Source organism: Vibrio sp. 2433-A1 (genome assembly GCF_056726085.1).
The window spans coordinates 64,883-86,500 of sequence record NZ_JBRESC010000006.1; the positions used below are offsets into that span (position 1 = coordinate 64,883).

General features: G+C 44.9%; 22 protein-coding genes, 3 tRNA genes and 1 pseudogene. 14 read left to right on the forward strand and 12 right to left on the reverse strand.

Features of this window, described 5'->3' with window-relative positions:
• The first annotated feature begins 54 nt into the window (after positions 1-54).
• The 5 genes from ACU01J_RS07995 (at position 55) to ACU01J_RS08015 (ending at position 5,122) form a co-directional block, all read left to right on the forward strand.
• Positions 55-900 carry a serine hydrolase gene (locus ACU01J_RS07995; RefSeq protein ID WP_481085205.1) on the forward strand — a complete coding sequence of 282 codons (846 nt, stop codon included), beginning with the start codon at positions 55-57 and terminating at the stop codon, positions 898-900.
• A complete protein-coding gene (locus ACU01J_RS08000) occupies positions 900-1,112 on the forward strand; it encodes a hypothetical protein (RefSeq protein ID WP_481085206.1) in 213 nt (70 codons plus the stop codon). The genes ACU01J_RS07995 and ACU01J_RS08000 overlap by 1 nt, the downstream gene beginning before the upstream one ends.
• Positions 1,113-1,236: 124 nt before the next feature.
• Complete coding sequence (locus ACU01J_RS08005) at positions 1,237-1,431, forward strand: hypothetical protein (RefSeq protein ID WP_004412124.1); 195 nt, start codon at positions 1,237-1,239, stop codon at positions 1,429-1,431.
• Positions 1,432-1,611: 180 nt separating this feature from the next.
• Positions 1,612-2,964, forward strand: coding sequence for a molecular chaperone (gene yegD, locus ACU01J_RS08010; RefSeq protein ID WP_481085350.1), 1,353 nt, complete (start codon positions 1,612-1,614; stop codon positions 2,962-2,964).
• A gap of 247 nt (positions 2,965-3,211) precedes the next feature.
• Positions 3,212-5,122, forward strand: coding sequence for a methyl-accepting chemotaxis protein (locus tag ACU01J_RS08015; RefSeq protein WP_481085207.1), 1,911 nt, complete (start codon positions 3,212-3,214; stop codon positions 5,120-5,122).
• A 60-nt stretch (positions 5,123-5,182) separates the two neighbouring features.
• On the opposite strand, the gene ACU01J_RS08020 is transcribed toward ACU01J_RS08015, so the two are convergent.
• Complete coding sequence (locus tag ACU01J_RS08020; protein ID WP_481085208.1) at positions 5,183-6,388, reverse strand: MFS transporter; 1,206 nt, start codon at positions 6,386-6,388, stop codon at positions 5,183-5,185.
• Between the two features lie 95 nt (positions 6,389-6,483).
• Between ACU01J_RS08020 and soxR the strand changes: the two genes are divergently transcribed.
• On the forward strand, positions 6,484-6,951 hold the full coding sequence (gene soxR, locus ACU01J_RS08025) for a redox-sensitive transcriptional activator SoxR (protein WP_481085209.1): 468 nt from the start codon (positions 6,484-6,486) through the stop codon (positions 6,949-6,951).
• A 103-nt stretch (positions 6,952-7,054) separates the two neighbouring features.
• On the opposite strand, the pseudogene ACU01J_RS08030 reads toward soxR, so the two are convergent.
• From ACU01J_RS08030 to ACU01J_RS08040, 3 genes and pseudogenes are all read right to left on the reverse strand, one after another.
• Positions 7,055-7,189: pseudogene (locus tag ACU01J_RS08030) on the reverse strand (AEC family transporter); the annotation flags it as partial.
• Positions 7,190-7,342: 153 nt separating this feature from the next.
• The gene (locus ACU01J_RS08035) at positions 7,343-7,828 is read right to left on the reverse strand and encodes a peptide-methionine (S)-S-oxide reductase (RefSeq protein WP_481085210.1); all 486 of its coding nucleotides are present in this window, start codon (positions 7,826-7,828) and stop codon (positions 7,343-7,345) included.
• 252 nt (positions 7,829-8,080) lie between these two features.
• Positions 8,081-8,788, reverse strand: coding sequence for an SDR family oxidoreductase (locus ACU01J_RS08040; RefSeq protein WP_481085211.1), 708 nt, complete (start codon positions 8,786-8,788; stop codon positions 8,081-8,083).
• Between the two features lie 245 nt (positions 8,789-9,033).
• Between ACU01J_RS08040 and ACU01J_RS08045 the strand changes: the two genes are divergently transcribed.
• The 3 genes from ACU01J_RS08045 to ACU01J_RS08055 all read left to right on the forward strand — a co-directional run bounded on the left by ACU01J_RS08045 (position 9,034) and on the right by ACU01J_RS08055 (position 12,195).
• Complete coding sequence (locus tag ACU01J_RS08045) at positions 9,034-10,032, forward strand: ABC transporter substrate-binding protein (protein WP_481085212.1); 999 nt, start codon at positions 9,034-9,036, stop codon at positions 10,030-10,032.
• 3 nt (positions 10,033-10,035) lie between these two features.
• The gene (locus ACU01J_RS08050; protein WP_481085351.1) at positions 10,036-11,412 is read left to right on the forward strand and encodes a diguanylate cyclase domain-containing protein; all 1,377 of its coding nucleotides are present in this window, start codon (positions 10,036-10,038) and stop codon (positions 11,410-11,412) included.
• Between the two features lie 174 nt (positions 11,413-11,586).
• A complete protein-coding gene (locus tag ACU01J_RS08055; protein ID WP_481085213.1) occupies positions 11,587-12,195 on the forward strand; it encodes a DUF6198 family protein in 609 nt (202 codons plus the stop codon).
• Positions 12,196-12,263: 68 nt separating this feature from the next.
• On the opposite strand, the gene ACU01J_RS08060 is transcribed toward ACU01J_RS08055, so the two are convergent.
• Positions 12,264-12,767 carry a flavodoxin family protein gene (locus tag ACU01J_RS08060; protein WP_481085214.1) on the reverse strand — a complete coding sequence of 168 codons (504 nt, stop codon included), beginning with the start codon at positions 12,765-12,767 and terminating at the stop codon, positions 12,264-12,266.
• Positions 12,768-12,847: 80 nt separating this feature from the next.
• The gene (locus ACU01J_RS08065) at positions 12,848-13,315 is read right to left on the reverse strand and encodes an HAD family hydrolase (RefSeq protein ID WP_481085215.1); all 468 of its coding nucleotides are present in this window, start codon (positions 13,313-13,315) and stop codon (positions 12,848-12,850) included.
• A gap of 169 nt (positions 13,316-13,484) precedes the next feature.
• On the opposite strand from ACU01J_RS08065, the gene ACU01J_RS08070 reads away from it, so the two are divergent.
• From ACU01J_RS08070 to ACU01J_RS08080, 3 genes are all read left to right on the forward strand, one after another.
• Positions 13,485-13,558, forward strand: a tRNA-Cys gene (locus tag ACU01J_RS08070).
• A 61-nt stretch (positions 13,559-13,619) separates the two neighbouring features.
• Positions 13,620-13,706, forward strand: a tRNA-Leu gene (locus ACU01J_RS08075).
• A gap of 32 nt (positions 13,707-13,738) precedes the next feature.
• Positions 13,739-13,812, forward strand: a tRNA-Cys gene (locus ACU01J_RS08080).
• A 92-nt stretch (positions 13,813-13,904) separates the two neighbouring features.
• On the opposite strand, the gene emrD is transcribed toward ACU01J_RS08080, so the two are convergent.
• From emrD to ACU01J_RS08095, 3 genes are all read right to left on the reverse strand, one after another.
• Positions 13,905-15,113: a multidrug efflux MFS transporter EmrD gene (gene emrD / locus ACU01J_RS08085; RefSeq protein WP_481085216.1), complete on the reverse strand. Its 1,209-nt coding sequence runs from the start codon at positions 15,111-15,113 to the stop codon at positions 13,905-13,907.
• Positions 15,114-15,324: 211 nt separating this feature from the next.
• The gene (locus tag ACU01J_RS08090; RefSeq protein WP_481085217.1) at positions 15,325-15,633 is read right to left on the reverse strand and encodes a cysteine-rich CWC family protein; all 309 of its coding nucleotides are present in this window, start codon (positions 15,631-15,633) and stop codon (positions 15,325-15,327) included.
• A 77-nt stretch (positions 15,634-15,710) separates the two neighbouring features.
• Complete coding sequence (locus ACU01J_RS08095) at positions 15,711-16,637, reverse strand: DMT family transporter (RefSeq protein WP_481085218.1); 927 nt, start codon at positions 16,635-16,637, stop codon at positions 15,711-15,713.
• Positions 16,638-16,783: 146 nt separating this feature from the next.
• Between ACU01J_RS08095 and ACU01J_RS08100 the strand changes: the two genes are divergently transcribed.
• Complete coding sequence (locus ACU01J_RS08100; protein ID WP_481085219.1) at positions 16,784-17,254, forward strand: Lrp/AsnC family transcriptional regulator; 471 nt, start codon at positions 16,784-16,786, stop codon at positions 17,252-17,254.
• On the opposite strand, the gene ACU01J_RS08105 is transcribed toward ACU01J_RS08100, so the two are convergent.
• Positions 17,232-18,287: a GGDEF domain-containing protein gene (locus tag ACU01J_RS08105; RefSeq protein ID WP_481085220.1), complete on the reverse strand. Its 1,056-nt coding sequence runs from the start codon at positions 18,285-18,287 to the stop codon at positions 17,232-17,234. The two genes, ACU01J_RS08100 and ACU01J_RS08105, sit on opposite strands and share 23 nt — an antisense overlap.
• A gap of 92 nt (positions 18,288-18,379) precedes the next feature.
• On the reverse strand, positions 18,380-18,856 hold the full coding sequence (locus ACU01J_RS08110) for a MarR family winged helix-turn-helix transcriptional regulator (protein ID WP_481085221.1): 477 nt from the start codon (positions 18,854-18,856) through the stop codon (positions 18,380-18,382).
• Between the two features lie 367 nt (positions 18,857-19,223).
• Between ACU01J_RS08110 and ACU01J_RS08115 the strand changes: the two genes are divergently transcribed.
• Positions 19,224-20,795: a BCCT family transporter gene (locus tag ACU01J_RS08115; RefSeq protein WP_481085222.1), complete on the forward strand. Its 1,572-nt coding sequence runs from the start codon at positions 19,224-19,226 to the stop codon at positions 20,793-20,795.
• Positions 20,796-20,897: 102 nt separating this feature from the next.
• Here the strand turns inward: ACU01J_RS08115 and ACU01J_RS08120 are convergent, their stop codons facing one another.
• A complete protein-coding gene (locus ACU01J_RS08120) occupies positions 20,898-21,617 on the reverse strand; it encodes a 3'-5' exonuclease (RefSeq protein WP_481085223.1) in 720 nt (239 codons plus the stop codon).
• Position 21,618: the final 1 nt, after the last annotated feature.

Here is a 21,618-nt window from a genome sequence, read left to right on the forward strand (position 1 = left end):
TATATTGGGTTTTATAGAGTGTAGGCAAAGTGATTTATAAATGGAGTTAGGCTTATGCTTACAGCTAAATGTCGCATTACTCATCACATCAAAGTCATCACGGTCACTGGTTTTAGTGTGTTGTTTGCCCATCCTTTATTCGCTGCGCCTGATGATGCTCATCATGGAACCTATGAAGCAGGCGTCTCAGATGCACAGAATGTCTATTTCTACGAGCATGGTGATCAGCAATATCTCTATAGTATGTGGGGTGTGGTGCCTATTGTCGTCAATGACAAAGCGGAGTTTAAGGCAGTTAACCCAGACCTCGGCTTAAGTGGACATTTCTATCACCTTGATTCGGGGGAGTATCAGTCAGGTAAGCTCAACTACAACAGCTTTAGCATGACTTTTGGCCGAATTAAGGGCTTACCGGATCAAGAGCGCATCGCCACGCTGTTTGATGGTGCTTTTGGGGACTCTATTAGCTCATCGCAAAACTGTCCGCACAATGAATGGAAGCAGGCAACCAAAGTGGCTTTTGACCGCTCGTTAATCAAAGGCCTTATTGAGGCTTTGCAGCAGCAAGGCTCAAAGTATTCGGACACAAACAGCCTGTTAATCGCAAAAGATGGCAAGTTGGTGGTTGAAGAGTACTTCAACGGTTGGCAGCCAGAGTTCCCACACATGATCCAATCAATCACTAAAAGCCTGACATCGTTGGCACTGGGCGCCGCCATTCAGGATGAGTTGATCTCAGGCTCTGAGGCAAAAATGGCAGCCTTGATGCCAAACTATAGCGCGCTGCTGAAAGGGGATAAGGCGCAGTTATCGATGCACCATTTCTTAACTATGTCGGCAGGTCTTGATTGGGATGAATGGAACATTCCTTATGAAGACCCAAACAAAGTGCGTACTTAATGAAGCAAAACGGTGAGGTCAGTAATGCTGCTGGTGGCGCGTATTTACGTCCGAGAGATATGCTCAAGCTTGGTCAGTTAGTCGCGCAAAAAGGCCAGTGGCATGGCGAGCAGATTGTCTGCAAACTAGTGCCACGTTACCAATCCTACTGGGGAAAAGCTCACAGAATTGCAATATCTATGAGCTTTTCTATTTGTAGGTTTTGTTTGTAACTAACTGATTTTAATTTGAGATTAGTGAAGGTGTGAGTTTTTTTGCTACTAAAGTTAACTTTGACAGCAGCAGGCCAGTTTCTACGCTTAAAGAGGCACAACGTCAGCTGAAAAGGAGAACATAATGGCGAAATTCCAACAGGATATTCCCAATCGAGTCACTGTTTATCACGATGATATCGACCAAGAGAAAGCATTAAAAAATGCCATGTTGCCTGAGAAACCACGCTACTTTAATGGCTCACCAACATACGAAGCGTCTAGCGTCGATGAATTTAAAACCAAGCTCAGTCAGATAGGAATGTCTTTTGATGGATAAGGTTTAACGAATAAATTAAAAAGGCAGCATGACGCTGCCTTTGTTCCATTTGAATCTCTTTACTCTAAAGGAAATCAGCGATTTAAAAAACAATGCGAGCAAGCTGTTGACCGATCTACCTGTCTAGGCTTTACTATGCGACCCCAAAATAAGGTCAACGATGAAAGAGAGGTCAAAAACATGTCTATCGGTTTTGATTATGGTACAGCTAACTGTTCGGTAGCTAAATTAGTCAATGGGCAAGTCAAGCCAATTCCGTTGGTCGGGGAAGATTATTACATTCCTTCAACACTTTGTGCCCCAACGTCAGAAGCGGTCTCTGAGTATCTATTCCGTGTTTTAGATATTAAGCCTTTAGATTCAGTCGGCGAAAACGTTTTAAGACGTGCGATTCGAGTCAATGACGAGGAAGGACTCGATATCCGCAGTGATGACGTCAGGTTCGGCCATGAAGCACTCAACCTCTATCTTGAAGACCCAAAGGATGTTTACTACGTAAAGTCGCCTAAGTCCTTTTTAGGGGCAATGGGCCTACGCGATGTTCAGCTCTCGTTCTTTGAGGATTTGGTCTGCGCGATGATGGCAAACATCAAACGCAACACCGAAGACGCTTTAGAGCAAGAGGTGACACAAACGGTGATAGGTCGCCCGATTAATTTCTTGGGCCGCGGGGGAGAAGAATCGAACATCCAAGCGGAAGGCATTTTGCGCCGCGCTGCAAATCGCGCTGGATTTAAAGATGTCGAATTTCAGTTTGAACCTGTCGCGGCAGGGCTAGAGTATGAAGCATCACTAACCGAAGATAAAAATGTACTCGTAGTTGATATTGGTGGTGGTACGACTGACTGTTCGTTTCTTCGCATGGGGCCAAGCTGGGCGGGAAAACAAGATCGCCGTGACTCGCTTTTAGCGCACTCTGGGCAAATGGTCGGTGGTAACGATCTTGATATCTTTACGGCATTCAAACGCTTTATGTCGGAGTTTGGCATGGGCACGCAGACTTTAGCAGGGCTAGAGATCCCAACTACACAGTTTTGGAATCCGATTGCGATTAACGACGTTCAAGCTCAGCGTAAGTTCTATGCTCATGACAACCTGAAACAGCTTAAATTGATGCTCAATGAGGCCAAACAGCCAGAGAAGTTGCGCCGCTTGATGGAGCTGCATCAAGGGACCATGGGTTATGCGGTGATCCGTGAAGCAGAGAAAACCAAGATAGCTTTGGGTGAGCAAGAAAGCTATCTAGCCAATATTCAACTTCTCAGTGAAGCGGTATCCATCCCGATTCTGAAGTCTCAGATGGAAGAAGCGATAGCGATACCAACCGCTAAGATTCAAGCCCTAGTTGAAGAAGCAATTACCCAAAGTGGTATTCAACCGGATGTGGTTTATATGACAGGCGGCTCTGCGCGCTCGCCAATTTTAACCGGCGCGGTGAGAAACATATTGCCGAACATTGAGATTGTCAGCGGTAACTACTTTGGCTCTGTGACCGCTGGCTTAGCAAGATGGTCAGACTTAATTTACAGTTAAGCCGCAAATAGTGACGATGACGGGCTCGCCACTCACGCGAGAAACCCGCTTAAGCTAAATGGCCACGGCCACGATTATTGCGAATGACACCTAGCGCTCCTTTAACGTAAGGGGCGATTTTTTGTCTAATGTTTTCCCACCTGACTGGATTTTTACCATATAAACGCCACACTTACAGATACAAAGCTAACAGCAAACGTTCGAAGCACAATTGCTGAAAATAGGGTTCACCATAAGGAATTGGGTCATGCGAAACCTAGGATTCAGAAAACTACTGTTGATCTCAATCGTCGCGTTAGTTGTCGTCTCGGTATCGGCATCTAGCTACATCGCATATGTAAAGCAGAAATCAAATCTGGTCGAGTTGATCACTCAGACCAATCAAGAGTATGTAAAAAGCGAAGCACAACAAATTGCAGCGCTACTTAACGAAAAAGTGCATGGCCTCGATAAGTTAGGTCAGCATTTTGACAATAAACCTATCATCGGGACTGAACAAGACTTCATTGAACTGACTCATCTCTTTTCTAAGGCGATGAACTTAAATAGCTCAGTGGTTGCGTTTACCAATGGTGATGCCTATTGGAATCAGACGGCGAAAACTTGGCCTAACCACAAATTTGAAGGGGATGTTACCACCAGAGGTTGGTATCAACTCGGTCGACAAAGTCCTTCCGCGGCGATTTCTGAGCCTTACCTTGGCAGTGAGGGCGATGTATATTGGGTGTCGATTGTGCGTAAAACCATGAGTGGCATGATTTCAGCGGACATGCAGTTAGGTTTCTTAAATGACATTGCGAAAAATGCCAATGAAATACCAGGGGCCGTAGCGGTAATCCTCAATCACGATAAAACCGTGCTTGCTTCATCGAGTAGTGAGGTAAAAGCGGGTACCAAAGCCGACAGTGTCGATTGGTTAAATAACGCGGCAAAACAAGTAATAGGTAATGTTGCTACCGTGTTTGATGGCTCGATAGGTGACAAAGATGAGCTGTTTTTCTCTCACCAAGTCAAAGTTGCCGATAAGAATTGGTATTTTGTTGTGGGGATTGAAGAAGACGTCGCCTTGTCGGCGCTCGCTTCTGCCAAACAAGCCGCAATAACAACGGCAATCATTGCGACCGCTATCAGTATCATTCTTGCTCTAATCATCATGAACATACTTTACCGTCCAATCCTTGTTTTGAAAGAGACAGTCATGGGACTTAGCGAGGGTAATGGTGACCTAACGCAACGTATAGAAGTGAAAACTCACGATGACCTTGGCCAGATTTCTGAAGGGGTTAATGCGTTTATCGCTAACCTTCAATCCATGATGCTTGAGATTCGGGAGGTGACAACCCACCTCAATGAGAATGTCGATCGGATGAAAGATCAGAGCCAGAGAAACAGCGTGATCCTTCAAAACCACGTTCAAGAGACGGAACAAGTCGTGACTGCGATTGAAGAGATGAACTCTACCGCCGAATCGATGGCAACCGATGCCGCTAATACCGCTCAACTGACCCACAAAGCAAGTGAAGCCGGTAACGCGTCAAAAGAGACCGTGACTCAAGCACAAAACAATGTCAATGAACTGGTGGAAGATGTGAGCATTGCTAGTGAGAATGTGAATAACATGGCTTCAGAGACAGATGGTATTAACACCATTCTTGGGGTGATAGGGGCCATTGCGGAGCAAACTAACTTACTGGCATTGAACGCGGCGATTGAAGCGGCAAGGGCGGGTGAACAAGGGCGAGGTTTCGCGGTGGTTGCTGACGAAGTTCGTAATCTTGCCAGCAGGACTAAAGCCAGTACCGAAGAAATCGAAGCCGCATTAGCCAGTTTATTAAAAGGCAGCCAGTCGGTTGTTGACTCGATGGACTCGACCAAAGAGAAATGTGCGCAAACCGCTGAGGGAGCCGGAGAGGTTGCAAGCAGTCTTGATTTTATGACCGCCTTTGTTACCGACATTAATGATCTGAGCACACAGATAGCGACTGCGGCGGAAGAACAAAGTAGTGTGACTCAGGAGCTGAGCAGAAACATGACTGCGATTAATGACATCGTTGGCGAGCTTGATGCCAATGGTCAAACAGCGCTAGAAGAGGCTCAAGCCATATCGGATATGAATCACACCCTCACATCGATTGTTGGGCGCTTTAAGCTCTCTTAACCAGTGAAATATCCATGAAGCCTGAACATAGTCTGTTCAGGCTTCTTTCTCTCAAGGTTGTTACGTGTAAAGCAGCTGTTTTTGCCCACTCGTGCGACCGAGTCGCGCCATTATGACCACGGCAATCATGACGATGAGCGCCGCGATGGCAAAGCCATACTGAGTCGCATCAAAGTGCGCCAGTATCGCGATAACGACGTAGCTCAGACTTTGGACTGACGTTGAAAACATCGCTAGGCCACCTTCGACTCTGCCGCGCTGACCGACATCAATGGTGTGGTGCATCCAGTTTGTGCGTGCAATACGGTTAAGGGCATTAAAGAAGCCAAAAAACAGAGTGAACAACAGAATGTACCCAGGGTGTGTCGATAGACTCATGCCTATCAAGGTTAAACCGACGACTGCCATAGAATATTGAATCGTTACTTTGTGAGTGGTCAACACCAGTAACTTAGCCAAGAAAACCCCAGTAAGTAGCGAGCCTAAGCCAAAGGTAATGTTGTAGCCTGCGTACCAATCTCCTGATACGCCACTGTCTGAGAACCAGATTGGAACCAGCTTACCCAAAAAGGTAAGAATGGGGTAAGAGAGGCAAGAGAGCATCAGAAAGGAGTAGAATCTTGGCTGCTCGGCGAAAATATCTTTACTCTCTTTCAACTGCTGAAGAAATGGTATGGAGAGACTGTCTCTAAGTTGTTGTCTATATGGTGTGACAATGTAACTTAGTGTGGCGATAAATGAAGCCATTGTAGCGAAGGCCGCGAATTCAAACATTCCCCATGTTTGAAGAAGTACCACTCCCAGAGCACCAGCCCCAAGTGTCGTACCTTGCATGACAATCTCTTGCTTCCCTGAAATGGAGGCATACTCATGTTGATCATAATTCTCTTGCATAAAGGCGTTATTGGTCGACCAAGCTAAATTACTGGTGACCCAAAAGACCATTTGTGCGGCGGCCAGTAACCACACTGAACCTGCTGAAAAGCTATAGACGATAAAGACAACACCCGCGGTGGTTGCTTGTATGCCTTGCACGATGACCAATAAAGTTTTACGTGAATGTCTGTCTATTAACGTTGAGAAAAAAGGGGTTAAGACAAACGACGTTGCAGTACAGGCGAGCGCAGTCATAGCGACAAAAGTGCCCATGTTTGGCTCTGCTAAGATGATCCAAGGCAGGGCCATCATGAATAAGCCTGAGGAAATGCCATCGAAAAAACGTCCAGAAAGGTATGGAAGAGTTCTATGTTTTGAGAGTCGCATCATGATGATTCCTTATCTAACCTGCCAACTTGGTGTTACTCTAAAACCTCAAGTTAACTTTAGGTAAAGAGTTTTTTTATAACTTTTTGGAGTAAATAATGGAAATGAGCGTCGGTGAAGTTGCAAAGCGCGCGGGAGTAAAGGTCTCAGCGCTGCACTTCTATGAGCAAAAAGGATTGATCCATAGCTGGCGTAACCAAGGTAATCAACGTCGCTACGATCGCAGTGTATTAAGGCGCATTGCGGTTATTAAAGCGGCGCAAGAGGTTGGCTTGACTCTTGAAGAAATTGTCGACTCTTTGTCGTACCTACCCAAGCATCATGCACCGAACCGAAAAGAGTGGGAGCAGATGGCGTCAGGCTGGAAGGCATTGCTTGAGCATCGCATCCAACAGATGAAAGCATTGCAAGACGATCTTGGTGGCTGTATTGGTTGTGGTTGCTTATCGATGGAGTCCTGCGCAATCTATAATCCGCAAGATATTCGCGCGGAAACCTTTAAAGGCAAAACTATGCTCACCAACCCCGAAGAGTGGTCACAAGGAGAGAGCGAACCCGAGCAATAACGGTAGAGTGATGATGCTAAAGAAGTTACTAAACAGCACCATCATTTGCATGGCTGGTAGCAGAATAAAGAAATAGATAACGCTAAACGCGATCGCTCCGGTGAAGTGCGGGAGTAAATGCATCCATATTGATTCGGTTGATCGGCCTAAAGTCAGGTTTCAACCAACGACCGACGGAAAAGCCGACAGCAATTAAGGCAAAGACAGGGAAGAGGATACCGACGACTTGTTCTAACATGCTGACCGTAAGGAAGCGTTTATTGAGATTGGTGATTCCAAGTTAACGGATTCTTGCTCATTAAAACAGCGAAAACATGTCTGTTGTGGCGATTTAGTGACGTTAAGACAAGAGTCGATAGGTCAATCTCCTATCGACTTGGAATGGAAAGCGTTAACGCTCGTCTTGTTGGCGATACTTATGTAATAAATCGATCGGGATATGACAGTAGTCATCAGGGCAGCGTGTCAGTCGATCTTGATGTTCTTCATCGCTCTTTACGTAGTTAATGAGCGGTTTAACTTCGACGGCGATCTTGTCTCTATCTGGTCTGCGATCGATATAGTGCTGAGCTTGCACTAGATGCGTTGTAACTCGGCTGTAGATACCTGTACGGTACTTCTCACCAATATCTTCACCTTGCTGATTAACACTGTATGGGTCAATGATCTCAAATAGGCAGTCCATTAATTGACTGACGGACACTTTGCTCGGATCAAACTGTGTACGAACACATTCGGCATAACCATCATAAAGCGATGACGTGGTATCACTTTGTCCGTTCGCTCGACCCGCCTGGGTCTCAATCACGCCGGGAATATGTCTGATGAACTCTTGCACTCCCCACAGACACCCGCCTGCAATATAGATTTCTTCCAACGCTTTTGTACTCTTAGATTGTTTGCATCAAGGCATATTAAAACAGATCGCATCAACGGAGGAAACGTTACGCTCCTCCAACCAGACTATGCGCTGTAGGTGATGATTAAGGGGAGCAGCACCACTGTGCCAGCGAACATAGAATCTGGTGCCGAGTTCTCAACCCTGCTTATTACCTTTTATATGGTGCAAAAAGTGAGCTAAATGCTGGGATGATGTTAAGTAATGCTCAAAGCGTTGTCGAACAAAGCGTTACCATGGAAGCCGTTCTCCAGAATATGAGAGAAAGTCACCGCTTTGATCGGTTGAGCTGTTTTCGATGATGTTCACGAGATCATTGGCAACATCGCTTGGAGTAAACAGTCGACCTGCTGGGACATTGGTTTGAAATGGTTTAGACAAGTTTGTATCTGTTGTTCCGGGATGAAGGGCTAGCACGGTAACTTGCGGATTGGTTCTTTTCCATTCAATAGCAAGACACTTTAACACCATATTAAGTGCTGCCTTTGAGGCTCGGTAGCTATACCACCCCCCTAACTGATTGTCTTCAATACTGCCAACTTTCGCTGAAATGGTAACGAACTTAGCATTAGCACTGCTTTTTAGAAGTGGGCCAAACTGCTTGGCGGAAAAAAGAGTCGGCAGGGTATTAAGTGAAATGTTTTTATTAAAGAAATCAGGCTCAAACGAGCGTATAGATTTTTCAGGGCCTCGTTTGTCGTCGTGTAAAAAGCCGACGCAGTTAATGACCCAGTCAATGCTGTTCAAATTAGCGGAGAGCTTATGGAAGTCATTTTTATTTGTCGCATCTAATGAAGTCCACTCTAGCTGAGGGTGGCACAACTCTGGTGGATGCCTGTAGTACGTTCCAATAACCTCTGCTTGGGGAAAGCGTGTTGCACATTCCAGAGCAATTGCTGAGCCTATTCCACCACTCGCACCTAAGATAACTATTCTCACGTCACCCTCTCCTCACTTAACTGTTATTGCGGTTTATACGCTTCAAATGGTGATAACGGCCAAACAAGAGACGCAAGATGAGCCCTTAGCAACTAAATTCATTAGCTGAAAGAAGGTGACAAAGTTCACGCTTATTGACTGAATATGCACGTATAACGCCGAAATGTGAGGACTGGGTGCCATGTTTATGAAATATCGACTAGCTTTATATGTGCCATGTTTCTTATTGTTGGAGTGAGCAGAACGTGCTGGTTGTGACAAAACCAAAATTAGTGCTTCTAGTCTCTGTCATTGTGTTGTGTGCGGTGGCTTGGAGCTTATTAACAAATCATAACAAAACGCAGTATCAGCTATCGTCTCAGATCAAAATCGGCGTGTCGCTTACGCCTTTGTCATCTCCATTTCTAATTGCCGATCAGCTTGGGATATTTAAAGAGTTCAATCTTGATGTCACTCTCTACCCATGTTCTAGTGGAGCAGCATGCACCGAGCTGATGATTGAGCGCAATGTCGACTATGCAACCGCCTCTGAATCCGTGGTGATGTTTCAAAGTTATGAAAGGGATGACCTTTCCTTGCTTGCAAGTTTTGTTGAATCTGATAACGATCTGAAACTGCTAACGCTTGTCCCTTTTAAAATCGCCGGTGTCAAAGACTTAGCGGGGCGTAAGGTTGGGGTAGTCAAAGGTACCGCCAGCGAGTTTTACCTAGACTCCGTACTGATTAGCAACAATGTTGAAAAGCAACTGATCGACAAAGTCTATATGCAGCCCCATGAATTAGTACCTGCGTTACTCTCTTATCGTGTCGAGGCAATTTCAGCGTGGGAACCGATGGGCTTTCAGGCCGACCTTCTTTCGGTTGCGGAAGTGACTAACCTCGGCGTGAAAGGTATCTATCAACTCTCTTTTAACCTTATTTCTCGTTCACCCTATTTGGAGTTTGTGGGTGATGAACCAGTGCGGCTATTACAAGCGCTAGATATAGCCATAGAGTGGATTAACACCAATCCAGATAAAGCTCTGAAGATGATCGCGTCGCGTTTGGACATTCCATACAATCAAGTCGAGTGGTCTTGGGAGGACTACTTGTTCCGTCTGTCTTTAGGTAATTCGCTACTTACTAACCTTCAACTGCAAGCGCGCTGGGCGATTGAAAGCAAACTGGTTTCAGCAGATCCCCCAGATTTTAGACAAGTATTTTACAGTTACCCGTACCGACAACTTATTGCTCAAAGAGATTAGATGATGCTGGATTCACTGTTTAAGAAGATGTTTATCTTATCAACGACAACTATGATGTTGACGTTATTTATCGTGATTTCATTTTCTAAGATCAACAGCCAACAAAACGTCACTAAATTAGAGTTGGACCAAATCATCGATTTACAACTTTGTGTCGACTTATTAAGAAGCCAGCTTTGGGTGTTCAAGCAATTTGGCGATGAGCCAAGTTTGAATCAAGTTGAGCTTGCTCAGGCTGAGTTAGATACCAAATTAACCGCGTACAAAAACAGTAATATTCAGCTCGATAATATCCAACGTATGAACAGCAGTTTGCATACCCTGATCATTCAAGAAAAAGGCTTGAAATCATTAACGGGCAGTAATTCAACGCTTGCGACACCATCGAATATCAATGCTAGAGGGCTACTGCACTCGCGCTACAACATGATCGTGCAAAACATGACAGAAGAGCTTGCCTATGTGCATCAGACAGTGCTCAACCGTAATGCAGAGAATCTCAAAAGTGTCATGTCGACGGCAGCGGCTTGGTTGATCATCTGTTCGATTTTAGTCAGCGTTACTGCATGGTTAATTTTATTTAGGTTTAAATCGGGTGCGGAAGCAATGAAAACCGCCATTTTGGGATTGGCAAAGGGCCAATTGGATACCAAAGTGGGAGAGGTTAAGATGGACAGTGAGTTTAGAGTGATTGCTAGCTTCTTCAATCAAATGACGGTTTCCTTACGTCATTCAACAGTGACAAAGAAAGAGCTGGAAGAAGAGGTGCTGCGCCAGACTCAGCAGCTCAAACATAAGCAAGAGCAGCTCATCTTTTTGTCTGAACATGATCCATTAACTAATTTGGTCAATCGACGTGCGTTCGATAGGCAGTTAGAGAACGCAATTGTTAAAGCCAACCGAACGGAATGCAAGTTGGCATTATTGTTTATCGATTTGGACGACTTTAAGCGAATTAACGACACCTATGGTCACGATGCTGGTGATTTTGTCCTTATTCAAGTGGCAGACCGACTCTCAGAATGTATTAGAGAGTCAGACTTTGTCGGAAGGTTAGGTGGGGATGAGTTTGTCATCTGTCTCGATCTACTCAATGACTTTAGTATTGTATCTTCAAAAGTGGCTCAAATTGAGCAAGCAATACGTGAACCGATCACTTTCCATGAACGTACCTTGCAAGTGGGAGTTAGTATTGGCGTGAGCCACTTTCCTGATCACACCAAGAACAAGGACGCGCTTGTTTCCCTAGCTGATGAGGCGATGTACAACGCGAAAAAAGTCAAAGATGCGCGTAACGATGAGATACAACGTGAATGCTCAGGTTCAAGTTTCGATCAAAATCAGAACGTGATCAATTTGGTAAAGAAGAAAAGTAGTTAGCGCGCCAGCGCATGACTTGTGTTGGTGATTAAATCAGCAAGTGTAAAATTCGCTTAACACTCCAAACTTGAGGTATTTAGGCTCATTTCTCGACATTTTTATCAATTATTCGCATCTTATGCGTGTTTGATTCACATCAGCTTTTGGTGAATTGTAAGGGATAGGAAGCCTAAAATGGATAAAGAACATAGTCTACGCGAGAACATGCTCGCGTTAATCTTAGGTAGCGCGCTTGTGTCACTCGGCGTTATCTTCTTCAATAAAGTCGGTCTTTTAACTGGTGGTACAGCAGGTCTTGCCATCTTCTTAACTAAAATCAGTAGCTTTAGTTTTGGCCAGATCTTTTTCGCGTTAAATCTACCTTTCTACATTTTATCTGTAGCTCGTATGGGATGGCGCTTCACGCTCAATACCTTTATTGCGGTGTCCATTGTTTCGTTTGCGGTCGACCATTTACATCACGTGATTGAGATTGCTCGAATTGACCCGTTTTATGCGGCTTTGCTTGGGGGAGGTATGATCGGTATTGGTATGCTGGTTATCTTCCGTCATAAGATGAGCCTAGGTGGTTTCAATATTCTTGCGCTGTTCTTGCAGGAGCGCTACGGGATCAGAGCAGGTAAAGTACAGATGGCGTTAGACTGTACGATTGTCGTGATGTCGCTATTTATCGTCGATGTTACGCTGATCCTACTTTCAATTGGTGGCGCTGTGGCGACAAACTTAATTTTGGCCATGAACCACAAACCGGGCCGATACCAACCTCAAGCAACAACGGCTTAGAGTGATTAAAGATAAAAAGGCTTAGCGCGGTGCTAAGCCTTTTTGTTTTATGCAACACCTAGTGTTTATCACTGAGCTAGAGCTTGGTTGAACCCTTCCAACTCATCGGGTTCAACATAAAAACCTTCACGACATGGCGCATGTAATGTGCCTGCCAATTCCATGTTGAAGTACTTAAACACATTCTGGAAAAATCCGTGGTAAATCGGGCAAATTTCTTGGCTTGCCGAACTTGCCATTACGAAGCCACGTTTTCCCTCTAGTTGACGCGCTTTGGGTTTAAGTTCAGCCACATCGAGAAGTTCAGTCATACGGTCAATTAACGCTTTCATTGGCGCGGTGACAGCGTGCCAATAAACGGGAGAGGCAAACACTAAGTGCTCGGCGGCCAACATTTTCTCTACCAGTGGATAGAAGTCATCAGCAGGGTAGTCGTTGTGGTAGTTGTAGGGCGTAATATTGAGAAAATCGATATCAATGACTTCAGTTTTGTGGTGTTCAGACACCTCAGAGACCAGTTGCGCGGTATTGCCCTGTTTGTTGGCGCTTGAGAATAAGACTAGGGTTTTCATTTATGATCCTTTTAAGAGAGTAAAGCGTTAAAAGGACTATAAAACCTCAACCTAGGTTGAGGTAAAGAGAGGATTTACGGTTATTTTATGAGTTGACGTAAACAATCAATATGCACTGTACCTTGAGGTAACGCTGATGCCTGAGAATGGAAAAATACTGTGTTTAAGCCCGCTTCTTTAGCTGGGTAGACATCTTTCTCCAAGCTATCGCCAATCATGGTGACATTACCTGCTGATTGACCAATGGAATTGATGATAGCGCGATAGAATGCTGGATCTTGTTTCTCTAGGCCTAAATTGGCTTTACAGAAATAACCGCTGATATAGGGATCGAGTCCTACACGCTGAAAAGCTTGTTGAACTTCGAGTTCTGTCGAATCTTGTGCGCTGGTAGCGATGTAGATAGCCGAAGACTGGCTAAGGTGCTTTAGTGTTTCTTCTGCTCCTTCGACAGCTTCGACATGAGGCCATAAATACATTTTTCCATTTTGTCCGGGGAAATCGATCATTAGTGTATCTCCCCAATCGAACAAATAGACCTTACTCATAGAGACTTCCTTGAAGTAAAAACAAACAAACGCGATCAAACAACCATCATATTGCTTCAAAACTCATCAAACAAAAGAAAAACGTGCTTTTTTGTTTGACTCTCAAGGCTCAATCCGTAAAGTATGCAGCGAACGCAGCGGTGGGTAACCTAATGCGTTGAAAGAAAACGGCGCCTTGGCAGAGTGGCTATGCAGCGGATTGCAAATCCGTGGACCTCGGTTCGATTCCGGGAGGCGCCTCCATTCTTTATTAAATCTTAGATGGTGTTTATTGTTCTAGACGGCATCACAAAGAAATTTGTGTGCCCTGGTGGTGGAATTGGTAGACACAAGGGATTTAAAATCCCTCGACGTTCGCGTTGTGCCGGTTCAAGTCCGGCCCGGGGCACCATCTCAATTTAGCTCTAAGAGCAAGCTAATAATGGCGCCTTGGCAGAGTGGCTATGCAGCGGATTGCAAATCCGTGGACCTCGGTTCGATTCCGGGAGGCGCCTCCATTATTTCGATTAAACCAGCCTAGCGCTGGTTTTTTTGTGTCTATAGATATTGAAAACGAGCAAGCCCCGTGTAGAAACGGGGCTTTTTCGTTTTAGATAGCCAAAGGCATCTCATCATTCGAGGGATCTTGCTTACGGTAGACACGAATCAACCCGATCAATGCCAATAGTGACATTAGTAACATGAGTGCTCCTAGTGGCATTTGGTCCGTAGTAGGGATCACTGAAGCAGCGAGTGTTGCGAGGCCTGCACCAAGGTTTTGTATACCGCCAAGGACTGCGCCACCGGTACCTGCGTGATACGGTAAAGGAGAAAGCGCACCTGTTGTCGCAGCTGGGAACAATATACCAGCGCCCAAAAAGTAAATGGTTGCACCGCCAATTAAGGTTAATGCGGTTGTTTGGCCCATTAAACCAGGTATAAGCACAATCAATGAGCCCGCCATGGTGGCAAATAGTCCAAACGTGAGTGCACTTTTCTCGTTCTTTTTCGCCGCAATGATGCTAGAGAGCGCTGCTCCAACCAAATAGCCCGGAATCGGTAATACGAACAATAAACTGACTGTTGTTGCAGGTAGCTTCAGTACGCCGCCTAAAAGTACACCGGCCGCTGCTTCAAAGATTGCCACGCCTGAGAAGATGGCAACTAAGCAGATCAAGTAACCTTGAAAGCGACGATCAGATAATACGTAACGGTAGCTGTCAGTAACGCGCTCGTAGCGGCGGTTTTCTTTTGGCAATGTTTCTTTAAAGCTAGTTATCATGGTGATCACAACAGCAATACCAAACAAGGCTAAAAACATGTAGCTAGAACGCCAACCAAATGCTTCAGATAAGTAGCCACCCAATACAGGTGCAATCAATGGTGAGAAAATCACACACATGCTGATCAAGCTATTGACCTTATGCAGTTCCACACCAGAGAAAACATCACGTGTTAACGTGCGTGACATTGCACCGCCACAGCCGATACCAAGACCTTGAATAAAGCTGCCTGCAAGGAACCATTCGTACTGGTGCGCGAATAGGGCAATGAGTGTACCAATGATATAGATAAGCAGACCTACGATGATAATAGGTTTACGGCCCAAGCGATCTGACAGCGGTCCATAAACAAACTGAGATAAGCCGTAAGGGATCAGGTAGCACGCCATTACTGCTTGCAAAGCGGCAGGTGATTCCAAAAACTCAGTTGCCATGTAACCAATAGAAGGAACATACATGGTCTGAGTCATTTGACCAACGGCAGTCAAAATAGCGATCAAGAATGTTAATTTAATGACTTGGGAAGAAGCGGACATTTCCAACTACACCTAAATTTAAAGCGCAAAAACGACCAGCTTTGCGGTAACAAAGCTAATAAATAAAATATAAAAGGGAACTTTCAGGCGCGAGATATTAGAGGGAGCTGGAGCTGCTTGCAACGAAAAAGTGTGATCTGAAGCAGGATAAATATTTTCATTCTGGATTAGAAAAACTAATCCAAAATTTAATCACTGAAAACGGCAATAATTATGCGGTTGGAAGCTTTGATAAGCACTTTCGACATAGGCAAGTGCTGTCACTTGGCAAAGATGAAGTATCCCTTTTTTCAATCGAGAAGCACCAGCAAGTCTCTTTGCCTTGGCTAATATCGCATTGAGCTGGCTCTTGGCAAGAAGGGCAGGTATGACTTGAGATTGTGCCATTTAGCTTATTGATTGCCTCTTCTCGTTCATTATCAGAGATGTGGTGCCAGTTAACAATTTCATCCATCGTTCTGTGGCAACCACTACAGATTCCATCGTTATTTTTGCATGCCGCAATGCATGGTGTTTTCACGTTACATCGTCCATCTTGATTTGGATGGGTGGGACTATACCTCTATTACCCATTCACGGCAAAGGGCCGTTGAGTGGCTATTTCTCAAAGCTCGGCGGTTGGTATTGCAGCGAGCGATCTTGTTTCATAAATATGTTACTTGCAATAACGCTCCCAAAGCTGATGAGTGCTAATGCTACCCAGACAGTATTACTTGGTTGCTCTGCGAAAATTGGCATCGCGAGCAATGTCGCTATCGCTGGTGTGGCTGCGCCAAAAGCGGCGGTTCGCTCAGCGCCTAGGACGGATATTGCATGCAGATAAGTGAAGGCTGCAATTAAGCCTGCTCCCACACCTTGAAGGAGGGTATGGCCTAGTAATTCTTGTACAGGCCAAGAAGAGAGTTCAGTGGTTAAGAGGTGGCTGTCTAATACGCCTGTGAGTGTTAGGACAAGTAAACTGCACAGTGACATCAGAGATATCAAACCAGACGCGACAAGTGGGCTTAAATCGGAGACGCGCGCGCAAATGGTAAACACGGCCCACATAGCGCTTCCTGTTAGAAAGAGAAGGTGTCCCTGTAACAGTTGAGGGGATGGATTGGTAATGCTATGAGAGATAAACGTACCGATACCTACAATGACTAAACCTAGGCCAACGATGCGATGGGAGCTAAGCGGCTGCTTGAATAATAGAAAGGCAATGCCAGAAACAAATAGGGGTAGGGTACCTGGGATGAGTGCGCTGCCATCAGCGACTGGGGCAACGCTCATGCCCGTCCCAGCAACGAGAAGATAGGGCAACCCGCTACCAATGAACATGCCTAAGAGATAACGCTTAGGCACTGCAGCGATGGCTTTGCGTGACTTAATCACAATCGGTAGCAGGATAAGGCACGGAATGGCAAAGCGTGTAAAGGCAATATCCGATGTCAGCAACTCTGAATGAGCGCCGCTACGTAAAGAGAGAAAAAAGCCAGACCATAATAATAGCGTGGCCGCCATCGCCAAATATCCAGAAATCATGTTCATCCGTGAGCTAGGTTTTAGTTCTTACTATTATGATGCGTAAGCTTGGGTTTAATCTGGCAATATTGAGCATGAAATAGAATAATATTAGTCGTAATCACCAATGTGAACATAAAATAAGCTAGAAACGTGCGGGGTGGGATATGGATAATATAGATAAACACATTTTGAGCCTGCTCCAGCAAGATGCTCGACAATCAACAGCAGACATTGCTGATAAAGTGGGTCTATCAGCGTCACCATGCGCACGAAGAATAAAGCGTTTGGAAGAGTCAGGGATCATCGCCCATTATCGCGCCAGTTTAAATAAAGAGCTGATCGGCGTTGGAATGACGGTTTTCGTTGAAGTCAGTCTCAACAATCACCAAGCCCGCAGTATCGATGAGTTTGAATTTGCTGTGAGAGAAATGGATGAAGTGATCAGCTGCCACGTTGTATCGGGCGCGTATGACTATTTGTTGGAGGTGGTAAGTCACGATCTTACTGGTTATGAGTCTTTTACTCGCAAACTGCAACGGCTTGAGAACGTTAAGGACATTCATACCCATTTGGCGATTCGCCAAGTAAAAGGGGAAAGTGAACTGCCAATATTTAAGTCGAGCTTGCGTGACTAATGGTATTTGGGTCGCAAAGCTCGAACGGTGGCTCAATTGGATTCACGTTGACACAAGTGCGATCTCTACCTTGATGCTTTGATTGATACAGCGCGAGATCGGCACGTTTCATCCACTCTTTTATCTCTTCGAATGGTTGTGATTGAGCAATGCCGGAGCTAATGGTCATGGATAGATTTTGTGGGTATTCTGCTTGGCGAATCTTTTTATTCAGTCGATTCATCAAGGTCAGCACCGAATCTTGCTCTTGCCCTTGTACAACCAGCAAAAACTCATCCCCACCGAGCCTGAATAGTAACTCTTCGTCACTCGTATGCTCTCTGATAATGTCTACGATACGGATAATCACTTTGTCACCGACATCGTGGCCGTAGTGATCATTGACGGACTTAAAGTTATCAATATCGATGATGACAATACACGAACAAGGGTGCTTCTTGAGAGTGCGAGTGAGGATTGTTGGTAGTTCATGGCGATTGTAAGCGCCTGTCATTGCATCGGTCACGAGCAGACTTCGTAGCTCTTGCTGAAGATTACGAATTGCACTCACAACCACATGAACGATAATAGCGGTCACAATCAGAGAAAGCACGTAGCGGATTGTAATTGAGACGTCTTGGTGCGTCAGCGCGGCAAAACCTGACGCGGAAATCATAATAAAGTTAGCGGTAATAGCTTCACTTCTGGGCAACAGAAAGATAATGCTGATTATGATGGGGTAGAGCCAATAGGTTGCCAGTGTGCCGAACACTTTCACTGATAAAACTGCAGAGAAGACCAGAAGGGCAAGTGGTATGTAATGTCCAAACAAGAATTTCTTGTTGTAGATGAGTGCTGTAATTTCTAGCAGCAATGAAACCTCAAAAATAAGCAGAACCAAGCCAAGCATGAGCTCCCCCATCAGAATGTTTTTAATTCCAAGGGGGATAAAGACAACAAGGGTTATTGAAGCGATAATCTTAAGTACTTGCTTTTGCTGCTGTACATCGAGAATCGCTTCATCATTTAGGCTTTCTAATCTGCTTTTTGTCATTCATGACGCCTTTTTTAGCGCGTGGAATAAATAGGGTTGTTACCTAAATAAACGTAAGCGTAAAAACACAGTTAGGCAAATAAACTATAGGACTACTCTGGCTTAGTAATACTGCCTAATTCCAACACCGGAGCCACATCGATGTCTTCTGCGTTCATCATTGAGGAGATGCGCTGTACTGACGAAAGCAATAGAGACTGCTCCCATTCTTCTAAGTGCTGAAACTTCGTAATAAAGCTTTGCTGCAACGGTGTCGGAGCACTGTTTAGCAACTCTTGGCCTTGCTCGGTAAGGTAGGCGTGTACTTTTCGCTTATCTTTACTGCTGCGAACGCGCTGAACTAACCCGTTACGCTCTAGGCGATCTAGTATGGTTGTAGCGGTCGCTTGACTCATATTGGTATGGTCGGACAATTGTCGAATTGTCACTTCCCCTAACTCACGGATAGAGCGCATTAATATAAGCTGCGGCCCTGTCAATCCTGACTCTTTACTTAGCTTTTTAGAGTGTAGGTCGATTGCTCGGATGATTTGGCGAATCGATATAAGGACTTCTTCGTGCTTTTCCAATGCGCTGCCTTTATGAACTAGTGATGAGAAGTAGGCGAAAATACATCAAATGAGTGATGAAAAAAAGCCTCATACCTAACAAAATTTGATAGTGGTTATTCTATTACGATGGAAAGTCCCAGTAACTTACTTAGAGTACGAATGGTATTATCGAGGCAGTGTAGAATGCATTGTTGATTATTTCATCACCTGTGTGGCGGTTTTATGAAAATATGGCTAAAAAACAGCTTATTGCTGGAACAATACGACAATGTGCGTACAATAATGAGAGGTGTATCAGATTATAGTGTTTAGGTAATCATTTTTAGCTCTAATGATTTATTTGTCGCGGGCTGATACCAAATAGGAAAAATGCTAGAGAGGAACGATGACTAAAGGCATAGACAAGTACAGTATTGATAGTACCGATTATACAATCGGTCAAGATAACGTACAGAAGTGGGGATTTGACGTGCATAACCCTGTGTTCGGGTGGAGTGCAGGTCTTATAGCAGTTTTCTTAATCGCTGTTTTGGTTATGGATGCCGAGTCAGCCAAAGCGACGTTAGATGGCATCAAATGGCAAATTATAGGCAGCTTTGACTGGTTGTTCATTTGGTCTGGCAACATCTTTGTGATTTTCTGTTTAGGCTTGATCGTATCCCCATTAGGTAAAATTCGCCTTGGTGGTACTGACGCGACAGCAGATTACTCATACGTATCATGGCTATCGATGTTGTTTGCAGCGGGTATGGGTATCGGTCTGATGTTCTGGAGTGTTGCAGAGCCTGTCGCTTACTTCACTGGTTGGTACGAAACGCCTTTGGGTGTTGAAGCGAATACTCCTGAAGCGGCTAAATTGGCTCTGGGTGCGACTATGTACCACTGGGGTCTTCACCCTTGGGCAATCTATGGTGTAGTGGCGCTGTCATTGGCATTTTTTGCTTATAACAAAGGCTTACCTCTTTCAATTCGCTCTATTTTCTATCCAATACTCGGTGATCGCGCTTGGGGCTGGGCCGGTCATATCGTTGATATCTTAGCGGTACTTGCGACATTGTTTGGTCTTGCGACCTCATTAGGTCTAGGTGCTCAGCAGGCAGCAAGTGGTATTCACCATGTCTTTGGTGTTGAATCTGGTCTTGGCTTGCAAGTTATTGTTATCACAGTTGTGACACTACTGGCGGTTGTCTCAGTACTACGTGGTATTGATGGCGGTGTTAAGGTCATTAGTAACATCAACATGCTCGTGGCGTTCTTGCTACTGATATTAGTTGCGTTAATTGGTTACGCTATTGTGTTAGGTAACATTGGTACGACATTGATGTCGTACGTTGAAAACCTAATCCCATTGAGTAATCCGCATGGTCGTGAAGATGAAGCGTGGTTCCAGGGTTGGACAGTATTCTATTGGGCTTGGTGGATCTCTTGGTCACCATTCGTAGGTATGTTTATTGCGCGCGTTTCTAAAGGTCGTACAGTACGTGAGTTCATTACAGCGGTTCTACTTGTCCCGACAGCTGTAACGCTACTTTGGATGTCTACATTTGGTGGTATGGCTATTGAACAGGTGACTAACGGTGTTGGTCAATTGGGCTCTGAGGGTTTAACGGATGTATCACTGGCGATGTTCCAGATGTTTGACGTACTGCCATTTGGCTCAATTCTATCAATCATCGCGATAGTTCTAGTTCTGGTATTCTTTATTACTTCATCGGACTCAGGTTCATTGGTTATCGATAGTATTACTGCTGGTGGTAAAGTCGATGCGCCAGTGATCCAGCGTGTGTTCTGGGCCTTCATGGAAGGTGCAATTGCCGTCGCATTACTTTGGATTGGTGGCTCTGAAGCGGTACAGGCGCTTCAAGCGGGTGCAATTTCTACCGCATTACCATTTACCATTGTTCTACTGCTGATGTGTGTTAGCTTGATTCTTGGTATGCGTACTGAGCGTCGCTGATATTAGCTATCAGACAAATGAAAAAAGGGACGTTAATCGTCCCTTTTTTATTGGCTTGTTTTCAAAGACTAGAGCCATATTCTGACTAGAGTCGCCTAATGATTACAGCCACAGTTGTTTAATTGGCATCTTTCGATCGTAGTGATGAGCGATTTGCGCTTGCAGTAACTCAGCGGTTGCAACAGCGTCAGTTAAGGCGTGGTGAGGCGTATACTGAGGAAGTCCATAACGAGTTCTGCTCGCGCCTAAGCGAACAGACTCGGGTTTTTTACCAAGGATCTTATTAAAAAGTCCTCCGTATTGTTTCTGTTGGAGCTGAGTTTCAATATGCATGGTATCGACAACTGGAAATTCAATGCCTTCCTTAATCCGTGCGATAAGTGCTTTATCGAAAAACTCCCGCTCAATACGCTGATAATGAACCACCATAATCTTAGCCACCATTTGCTCGAGCACTTGCTCATAGATGCCGGATAGATCAGGCGCATCCAATACGTCTGAGTGAGTAATCCCATGAATCACGACTGACTCTTCAGCCAGTTGTTTACGTGGTCTTACCGTCCAGTGTTGCGCTTGATTGATAAAGATACGATTCAAATTGAAAGGTACTGTACCTATGGTAATGATATCGTCGTTATCGGAATCTAGCCCTGTTGTTTCAAAGTCCATCGCAAGAAACATAACGTCTTCTAGTGGCGTGTTTGGATCGGGTAACCCCGCCTCATAATAGTTTCTTAAGCTGCTATCTTGCACGACTTCGATCTTACGACTGAACTTAGCAGTCCAATCGATTGAAGGCACCGACATAAGTTTATTGATCATT